The following is an 8635-nucleotide window of genomic DNA, read 5'->3' on the forward strand; positions in this document are numbered from 1 at the left end:
GCGCGCCATCCGCCTCGCTCGTTCCTCGCTCGGCTCCCGCCAGGCCCGACCAGCCTCGCGACACCACAACCCCCGCCACGCTCTTGCTGCCTCCCGGTGGCCGGTGACCTGGGCCGCGGCCACCGGGAGGGTCGATCGGAGCTGTCAGCCGTTCGTCACCTCGAGGAGGCGGAGCTTGGGCTCGCCGCTGAACGGGTCGAGGACGACGTTCGAGACGTTCTCGCTGTAGTACGTGGTGTTCTGGGCCACGAACAGGGGGACGGTCGGGAAGTCGGAGGCGAGGATCTTCTCCGCCTCCTGGTACTTGGTGACCGCGTCGTCGAGCGTGGGGGCCTCGTCGCCGGCCTTGATGGCCACCTCGAAGTCCGCGCTGTAGTAGCCGAACTCCACGTTGCCGTTCTTGGCGTCGCCGCTGGCGTACACCGGGGCCAGGTAGTTCTCGTTCAGCGGGTAGTCCGGGAACCAGTTGGCGCGGAACGGGCCGGAGAAGTCGCGCGCCGAGCGGCGGGCGAAGTAGTCCTCCGTGGGGTCCAGCTCGTACGGGATGCCGAGCGTCTCCTGGATGGAGTCGCCGACCGCCTTGAACAGGGCCTGCTCCGTCTCGTCCTGGCCCAGGTGGATCGTCAGCTTCTCGCCGTCGGGCCAGCCGCCCGCCTTCGCGAGCGCCGCCTTGGCCGCGTCCGGGTCGAAGGTGCAGAACTCGCAGGTGCCGCCGGTGCCGCCCGGCACGACGTCCGGCACGACCCAGCTGTCGGCCGGGATCCGCTGACCCGGCAGCAGGGCGTCGATGATGCCCTGGCGGTCGATCGCCTGCGAGATCGCCTGGCGGAACTCGACGTTCTTCCACGGCCCGTCCTTGTACAGGGGGAAGCCGAGGTAGGTGAGCGCGGCGCCCGGGCCCTCGATGTACCGCTCCTGCAGGTCGGGGTCGTTCGCGGCGGCCGCGGTCTCCGCGGGCGGCGGGGTGGCGAAGTCGAGGTTGCCGGCCTGGAAGTCCGGCCAGTTGTCCTCACCCGTGTACTCGGTCCACTCGATGGCGCCGTACTTCGGGGTCTCCTCCAGCGTGTAGTCGTCCCACCGCTTCGCGGTGAGGTTCACGCCCTGGTCCCACTTCTCGACCTCGAACGGTCCGTTGCCGATCGGCTGCACGGCGCACGCGTCGATGTCGTCGAGGCACGCCTGCGCGATCGGGAAGAAGCCGGTGTAGCCGAGCATCGTCGAGAAGCCGGCGAACGGGCTGGTCAGCGTGACCTCGAGCGTCTGCGGGTCCACGACCTTCAGGCCGGACAGCGTGTCGGCGGCCGGCTCCTTCGTGACGTTGCCGTCGTCGTCCGTCTCGCCCTGCATGTCGTCGTAGCCGGCGATGCGCTCGAAGAAGTAGTTGTTCGCCATCGCGTTCGGGCCGTAGGCCGCGTAGTTCCAGGCCCGGGCGAACGCCTCCGCGTCGACGGCCTCGCCGTTCTGGAACGTCAGGTCCGGCTTGATCTTGATCGTCCAGACCGTGTTGTCGTCGCTCTCGATGCTGTCGGCGACGTAGTTGTACGGCTCCGTCGTCTTCGGGTCGTACCGGACCAGCCCGTCGTACACGACGTCGAGCACGGAGATGTTGTCCCCGACGTTCGAGTCCATCGGCAGCAGCGTCTCGACGTCCTGGGTCAGCGAGAGGTGCAGCGTCGCGTCCGCGTCGCTCCCCCCACCGCCGTCGCCGTCGCCCTCGTCGTTCCCGCCCCCGCCGGAACAGCTCGCCAGCACCAGCGCCACCGCTGTCGCCGTGGCTGCCACTGCAGCCCTTCGCCCCATCGTCACCGGCTTCTCCCCACGTCGTGGTCGCTCTAGGCGCCGTTGCCATGCGTGTGTTCACGTCGTCGTGCTCGCCGTCGCAGCCCGACTCCACGGGCCCACGACGACGCTGCCGTGGAACATATCGCCATCATGGCCTCCCGTGGTGAAAATCACTGTTAAGGATCAGTAACGATCGACCGCGTGTCCCACCCGGACGCCGGCGCACGGCGCGGGCGCCCCTTGACGCGCCGGTAGTTACTCGGGAAGTATCGCGGCCACGCACGTTGCTTACCCGGTAACCATGGAGGTCAGGGTGTCCGTCAAGCAGGGATTCCTCGCGCTGCTGTCCGAGCGCCCGATGCACGGCTACCAGCTCCGGCAGGAGTTCGAGGCCCGCACGGGCGGCACGTGGCCGCTCAACATCGGCCAGGCGTACACCACGCTCCAGCGGCTGCAGCGCGACGGCCTCGTCGAGCCGGTGCCCGACGACGCGGACTCCCCCGAGCGCTTCCGCCTCACCGACGCCGGCCACGCAGAGGCGGACGCCTGGTGGCTGCGGCCCGTGGAGCGCAAGGCCCCGGCGCGCGACGAGCTGGCGATCAAGCTCGCCCTCGCCGTCACCGTGCAGCCCGATGGTCACGAGGTGGACGTCGCCGCCGTCGTGCAGAGGCAGCGCACGGAGTCGCTGCGCGCGCTGCGCGACTACACGCTGCTCAAGCGCGACGCCGCCACCGACCCCGACGGCCTGGCCTGGTCCCTCGTGCTCGACTCGCTGATCTTCGCCGCCGAGGCAGAGGTGCGGTGGCTCGACCACGTGGAGTCCACGGTGGCCCGGGCCGCCGCGGCACGCCCCGCCCGCGGCGCCGACCGGCCGGACACGGCGCGCACGTCGCCCGTGCGGACGACGTCGGCACCGGCGACCGCCGAGGGCGGTGCCCGATGAGCGCCCCGGTGATGCTGCGGATGACCGCGGTGACCCGCGTCCACGGGCACGGCGCCGCGGAGGTCCACGCGCTGCAGGGCGTGGACCTCGAGGTCCGGATGGGCGAGCTGGTCGCCGTCATGGGCCCGTCGGGCTCCGGGAAGTCGACGCTGCTCAACCTCGCGGGCGGGCTGGACACCCCGACGTCGGGCACGGTCACCGTCGGCCGGGACGACGTCGGCTCCCTCGACGCCCGGGCCCGCGCCCGGCTGCGTCGCAAGCACGTGGGCTACGTGTTCCAGGACCTCAACCTCGTCCCCGCGCTCACCGCGCTGGAGAACGTCACGCTGCCGCTCGAGCTCGACGGGATGTCCGCCCGCCACGCCCGCGCCGAGGCCACCGCCGCCCTCGCGACCGTCGAGCTCGACGACCTCGCCGACCGGTTCCCCGACGACATGTCCGGCGGTCAGGCGCAGCGCGTCGCCATCGCTCGGGCGCTCGTCGGCCCGCGCCGCCTCGTCCTCGCCGACGAGCCCACCGGCGCCCTCGACTCCGTCACCGGAGAGGCCGTCATGCGCGTGCTGCGGCAGCGGGTCGACGCCGGCGCCGCGGGTCTCCTCGTCACCCACGACGCGCGGCACGCCGCCTGGGCCGACCGCATCGTGTTCCTGCGCGACGGCGTCGTCGTCGACTCCACCGGCTCCCCCGCCGGCCCCGACTCCCTGCTGCACCGCGCGGTGAACGCGTGAGCGGGCGCCTCGCCCGGTACCGCGGACGATGGCGCGTCGCGCTCCGCTACGGCTGGCGCGACGCGCGGCGCAACCCCGGCCGCACCGCGCTCGTCGCGGTGATGGTGGCGCTGCCCGTCGCCCTCGGGTCGTTCGCGACGACCGCGCTGTGGTCGGCGCAGGACACCCCGCAGAGCGTCGCCCAGCGCGAGCTCGGGCCGGCGTTCCAGGCCCGCCTGACGTACAACGGGCCGGGCACGACCCAGGACCCTCGCGGCACGAGCATCGCCAGCGACGGCGAGGCGAAACCGGTCGCGCTCGCAGAGGTCGAGGCCCGGCTCGCCTCGCAGCTTCCGCCCGGCGACAGCCTGGTCAGGTCCCTGTCCGGCGGGGCCGACGTCCACAGCGGTGACCTGCAGCTCTACGGCGGCGTCCGCCAGGTCGACCTCGACGACCCCGACGTGACAGCGGCCTTCCCCCTGACCGCCGGCACCTTGCCCGGAGACGGCGAGGTCGCCCTCTCCGCGGCGTTCGCGGCCCAGCTGGGCGTCACGACGGGGGGCGAGGTACGCGTCGAGGACGCCGGCACGCCCGGCTCGGACGACACCGACGGCGCGACGACCGCGCGTGTGTCCGGCCTGATCGCCGCCGACGTCGGGCAGGCCGACGTCCTCTACCCGCGGGAAGGACCGCTCTCCGCGCCCGAGGAGATCGACCCGAACAACGGGTCCTGGCCCTCGGTCACCTGGTACGTCGCCGGCGACGCGCCCGTCACCTGGGACGACGTGCTGCGCCTCAACCGGGCGGGCGTCGTCGCCGTGAGCCGCGACGTGCTGCTCGACCCGCCACCGGACGAGGCGGTGCCGTACTACGGCGAGATGGCCGAGCAGAACACGTCGGACCTGGTCCAGCAGTGGGCACCCTTCGCCGCGGTGGCGGCGGTCGCCCTGCTCGAGGTGGTGCTGCTCATCGGCCCGGCCTTCGCGGTGGGCGCGCGCCGCTCGGCACGCTCGTTGGCGGTGATCGCGGCTGCGGGCGGCACCCGGCGGTCGCTGCGCGCCGTGGTGCTCGGCACCGGCGTGGTGATCGGCGTCGGCGCGTCCGCTACGGGTGTCGTGGTGGGGGTCGGCGCCGCCGCGCTGGTCGTGACGCTCGCCACCGAGGCGGTCTTCGCCATCCTCTGGCCGCCGCTCGCGGCGATCTTCGCCGTGGGCGTCGTGCTCGCCACGGTCGCCGCCTGGCTGCCGGCGCGGCGGGCGTCGCGGGCCGACGTGGTGGCGGTGCTGGCCGGTCGCCGCGGGGACACGTCGTACCGGCGCTGGCCGGCGGTGGTCGGCACGGTGCTCGGTGTCGCAGGCTTCGTGGGGGCGGTCGCCGCCGGATTCGCGGGCCAGGCGGTCGGAGTCGCGGCAGGCGTCGTCGTCGGCGAGCTGGGGCTGGTGCTCGCGTGCGGCGGGATCGTCACGGCCCTCGGCCGCCTCGCACGACACCTGCCGCTGACGTGGCGCTTCGCGTTGCGCGACGCCGCCCGGCACCGCGGCCGCACGGCGCCCGCCCTGGCGGCGGTGCTCGTCGCCGTCGCCGGTGCCAGCGGCGGGCTCGTGTACTCCTTCTCCCAGACCGCCTTCAACGAGCGGCAGCAGTCCCTGACCGCCGCGCCCGGTGTGCTGATGATCGGCGCCTCCGACCTCGAGACCGACTCACAGCTCACCCTCGAACAGGGCGAGCGGGTCGAGGCGATCGTGCGCGACACGCTCCCGGTCGTCGGGGAGCTGCACCCCGTCACCGTGCTGCGCGGCCCGCACCTCGGTGCGACGTCGACCGACGTGCGTCTGCAGCCGTCGGCGGCCGCCGAGGTCGGGTACGCCCAGGACGCCACCGCCATTATCGGGCCGGTCGTCGACGACGGCTCGCTCGTGCGCCTGCTGGGGATCCCCTCCCCCGATGCCGCCGCCACCGCCCTCGCCGACGGACGCGTCGTCGTCCAGGCCGGGACCGTGGACGACGACGGCACCGTCGCGCTCGACGTCGTCACCTGGGACGACGACGCGCAGGAGGAGACCGACCGCCACCCGGTGCGGATCCCCGCGACGGGCGTGGGCGACCCCCTCGGCCCGTCGAACGCGAACTTCCCCGTCGTCCCGGCGTCCGCCGTCGACGACGTCGGGGTCGACACCGCGCTGGGCGGGTTCGTCGCGAAGCCCCAGGTCGCCCTCGGCGAGGCCCAGCGGCAGACCCTGCAGGCCGCGCTGGACCAGGAGTTCCCGGCGGAGCTCGCGGGGCTCTGCACGGTGTGCGTGACGCTGGGGCACGGCGTCGAGACCTACGGTTCGCCGCAATGGCTCAGCGCGACGCTCATCGTGGGCGGCGCGGGCATCCTCGCGCTGGCGGCGGCGTGGATCGTGGCCGCGCTCGCGGCGACGGAGTCCCGCCCGGACCTGGCCACGCTGGCCGCCGTGGGCGCCGCGCCCACCACGCGCAAGCGGATCGTGGCCGCCCAGGCGGGAACGGTGGCCGTGATCGGCACGCTGCTCGGCGGGCTGTCGGGGATCGTGCTGGGGGCGGCGTTCGTGATGTTCGAACGGTTCCGCTACGACGTGCCCGACCCGCGCTGGACGGTCGAGGTCCCGTGGCCGCTGCTCGGCGCGACGATGGTCGTGCTGCCGCTGCTGGCGGTGGCCGCGGCCTGGCTGGTCACCCGCTCGCGGCTGGTCCTCACGCGCCGCCTCGCCACCTGAGACACCGGTCGTCGGGTCGGCAGCGCGGAATGCCGACCCGACGATGAAGAGGCAGGTCGGGCGTCAGCCCGCCACCCTCCCCAGCACCCGGTCGAGGGCGGAGACGGCGTCGTCCAGCACGGACTCGTCGACGGTGAGCGCGGGACGGAACCGCACGGAGCGCTCGCCGCAGCCGAGGATGAGGAAGCCCTCGTCGTGCAGGCCGGCGACGACGGCGTCGCGGGTCTCGCGGGACGGGAGGGAGACGGCGCACATGAGGCCGCGACCGCGGGGGTCGGTGACGACGCCGGGGTGGGCGGCGGCGAGCGTCTCGAGGCGGGCGAGCAGGCCGGCGCCGACGCGGGCGGCGCGACCGACGAGGTCCTCGGCCTCGATCACCTCGAGGATGCGGCGCGAGCGAACCATGTCGACGAGGTTGCCGCCCCAGGTGGAGTTGATGCGCGACGACACGTGGAAGACGTTGTCGTCGATCTCGTCGACGCGGCCGCCGGCCATGACGCCGCACACCTGGGCCTTCTTGCCGAAGGCGACGACGTCGGACTGCACGCCGAGCTGCTGGTAGGCCCAGGCGGTGCCGGTCATGCCGACGCCGGTCTGCACCTCGTCGAGCACGAACAGGGCGTCGTGCTCGTGGCACAGCGCCTGCATGGCCTGGAGGAACTCGGCGCGCAGGTGGTGGTCGCCGCCCTCCCCCTGGATCGGCTCGGCGACGAAGCAGGCGATGTCGTGCGGGTGGGCCTCGAAGGCGGCGCGCGCCTCGGCGAGGGCGCGGGCCTCGAGCGCCTCGACGTCGCGCAGGGTGCCGTCGGCGTCGTGCCCCGGGTAGGGGGTGGTGATGCGCGGCCAGTCGAACTTGGGGAAGCGGGCGACCTTGCCGGGCTCGGTGTTGGTGAGCGACATGGTGTAGCCGGAGCGGCCGTGGAACGCGTCGCGCAGGTGCAGCACCCGGGTGCCGAGCTCGGGCGAGCGGCCGTGCGCCTCGTTGTGCCGCGACTTCCAGTCGAAGGCGACCTTGAGCGCGTTCTCGACGGCGAGGGCGCCGCCGTCGACGAAGAAGAGGTGGGGCAGGGCGGGGTCGCCGAGGACGCGGGCGAAGGCGTCGACGAAGCGGGCCAGCTCGACGGTGTAGACGTCGGAGTTGGACGGCTTGTTGATCGCCGCGCGGGTGAGCTCCTCGCGGAACATCGGGTCGCGGAACAGGGCGGGGTGGTTCATGCCCAGGGGGTTGGAGGCGAAGAACGTGAACAGGTCGGTCCACTCGCGGCCGTCGCGGGCGTCGACGAGCGTCGATCCGTGCGAGCGCTCCAGGTCGAGGACGAGGTCGAAGCCGTCCACGAGCAGGTGCTCGCGCAGCGACTCGAGGACGGCGGTGGCCTCGATCGAGCCACCGACGCTGGGGGCCGTGCGCTGAGAGATTGTCTCGGTCATACCCCGACCGTAGGGGAGAACTTTCGGTCGAACCAGGGTTTGCCCGGAAAAACCTCCGTCAGCTCGCGAGAGGTCGGCCCTCGAAGTAGGTGCGCAGCACGATCGTCGACCGCGTGGAGACGCCCGCCTCGCGGCGGATCACGCCCAGCAGGTCCTCGAGGTCGCTGGGCGCTGGCACCCGCACCAGCAGCATGTAGTTCGCGTTCCCGGCCACCGACCAGCACGCCTCGATGCCGGGCACGTCGCGCAGCCGCTCGGGGGCGTCGTCGGCCTGCGACTGGTCCAGCGGCGTGATCTCGACGTACGCCGCGATCGGCAGGCCCACCGCCTCGGGGTCGACGACGGCGCGGTAGCCCGTGATCACCTGGCGCGCCTCGAGCTTGCGCACCCGCGCCTGCACGGCGGACTGCGACAGCCCCGTCACGCCGGCGAGCGACGCCAGCGTCGCCCGCCCGTCGCTCTGCAGGGCGCGTACCAGCGCCTTGTCGACCTCGTCCTCGAGCATGCCTGGTCCTCTCCCCGTGCTCGTCCGCCCCGCCCAGCCATCGTGGACGACGGGCGCCCCGCTCTCCACCCCGCGCCCGCCGGCGGGTGCCGGCGGGCGGTCGGTCAGCCCGCGACCTCCGCGGCCTCGAGCCACGCCAACTCGAGCTCGTCCTTCTCGGCGCCCAGCGCGCGCAGCTTCTCGTCCAGCGCGGCCACGGCGGCGTAGTCGGTCGGGTCGGCGGCCATCTGCTCGTGCAGCGCCTTCTCCTCGTCGGCGATCCGCCCGAGCCGCCGCTCGACGCGCGCGATCTCCTTCCGCGCCGCCCGCACCTCCGCGGCCGACGCCGGCCGCACGGTCCCCTGCTCCACTCCCCCCACGGACGACGCCGCGCCGCGGGACCCGCCGGCCGTCGTCGAACCGTCCGAGCCCGCTGCGGAGGCCACGGACCCACGGGCGGCGACGGGCGATGTGGCGTCGCGGGGCTGGTCGGGCCTGGCGGGAGCCGAGCGAGGAACGAGCGAGGCGGATGGCGCGCCCCGCGACGCCACAT

The 8635-nt window shown here is 73.6% G+C and carries 7 protein-coding genes; 3 read left to right on the top strand and 4 right to left on the bottom strand.

Annotated elements, in window-relative coordinates; all coding sequences use genetic code 11:
• Positions 1 to 144: 144 nt before the first annotated feature.
• Complete coding sequence (locus ACFU5J_RS20170; RefSeq protein WP_430579905.1) at positions 145 to 1782, bottom strand: ABC transporter substrate-binding protein; 1638 nt, start codon at positions 1780 to 1782, stop codon at positions 145 to 147.
• A 313-nt stretch (positions 1783 to 2095) separates the two neighbouring features.
• On the opposite strand from ACFU5J_RS20170, the gene ACFU5J_RS20175 reads away from it, so the two are divergent.
• Genes ACFU5J_RS20175 through ACFU5J_RS20185 form a run of 3 tightly spaced genes read left to right on the top strand, consistent with a single transcriptional unit; the run spans position 2096 to position 6170 of the window.
• A complete protein-coding gene (locus tag ACFU5J_RS20175) occupies positions 2096 to 2725 on the top strand; it encodes a PadR family transcriptional regulator (RefSeq protein ID WP_430579906.1) in 630 nt (209 codons plus the stop codon).
• Positions 2722 to 3453: an ABC transporter ATP-binding protein gene (locus ACFU5J_RS20180; RefSeq protein ID WP_430579907.1), complete on the top strand. Its 732-nt coding sequence runs from the start codon at positions 2722 to 2724 to the stop codon at positions 3451 to 3453. The genes ACFU5J_RS20175 and ACFU5J_RS20180 overlap by 4 nt, the downstream gene beginning before the upstream one ends.
• Entirely contained in the window at positions 3450 to 6170 is a 2721-nt protein-coding gene (locus ACFU5J_RS20185) for an FtsX-like permease family protein (RefSeq protein ID WP_430579908.1), read from the top strand. Before ACFU5J_RS20180 ends, ACFU5J_RS20185 begins: the two co-directional genes overlap by 4 nt.
• A 63-nt stretch (positions 6171 to 6233) precedes the next feature.
• Here the strand turns inward: ACFU5J_RS20185 and lat are convergent, their stop codons facing one another.
• The 3 genes from lat to ACFU5J_RS20200 all read right to left on the bottom strand — a co-directional run bounded on the left by lat (position 6234) and on the right by ACFU5J_RS20200 (position 8528).
• On the bottom strand, positions 6234 to 7598 hold the full coding sequence (gene lat / locus ACFU5J_RS20190; protein WP_430579909.1) for an L-lysine 6-transaminase: 1365 nt from the start codon (positions 7596 to 7598) through the stop codon (positions 6234 to 6236).
• Between the two features lie 58 nt (positions 7599 to 7656).
• Positions 7657 to 8103 (bottom strand): Lrp/AsnC family transcriptional regulator, encoded by a 447-nt coding sequence (locus ACFU5J_RS20195; RefSeq protein WP_430576508.1) that lies wholly within the window; start codon positions 8101 to 8103, stop codon positions 7657 to 7659.
• A 104-nt stretch (positions 8104 to 8207) separates the two neighbouring features.
• Entirely contained in the window at positions 8208 to 8528 is a 321-nt protein-coding gene (locus ACFU5J_RS20200; RefSeq protein WP_430579910.1) for an ABC transporter C-terminal domain-containing protein, read from the bottom strand.
• Between the last annotated feature and the right edge of the window lie 107 nt (positions 8529 to 8635).

Source organism: Isoptericola sp. NPDC057559, from assembly GCF_042801555.1.
Lineage (GTDB): Bacteria > Actinomycetota > Actinomycetes > Actinomycetales > Cellulomonadaceae > Isoptericola.

Bases quoted from the DNA above. Each gene is read 5' to 3' on its own strand.
- ACFU5J_RS20195 (WP_430576508.1), bottom strand. From the start codon at position 8,103: ATGCTCGAGGACGAGGTCGACAAGGCGCTGGTACGCGCCCTGCAGAGC.
- ACFU5J_RS20180 (WP_430579907.1), top strand. From the start codon at position 2,722: ATGAGCGCCCCGGTGATGCTGCGGATGACCGCGGTGACCCGCGTCCAC.
- lat (WP_430579909.1), bottom strand. From the start codon at position 7,598: ATGACCGAGACAATCTCTCAGCGCACGGCCCCCAGCGTCGGTGGCTCG.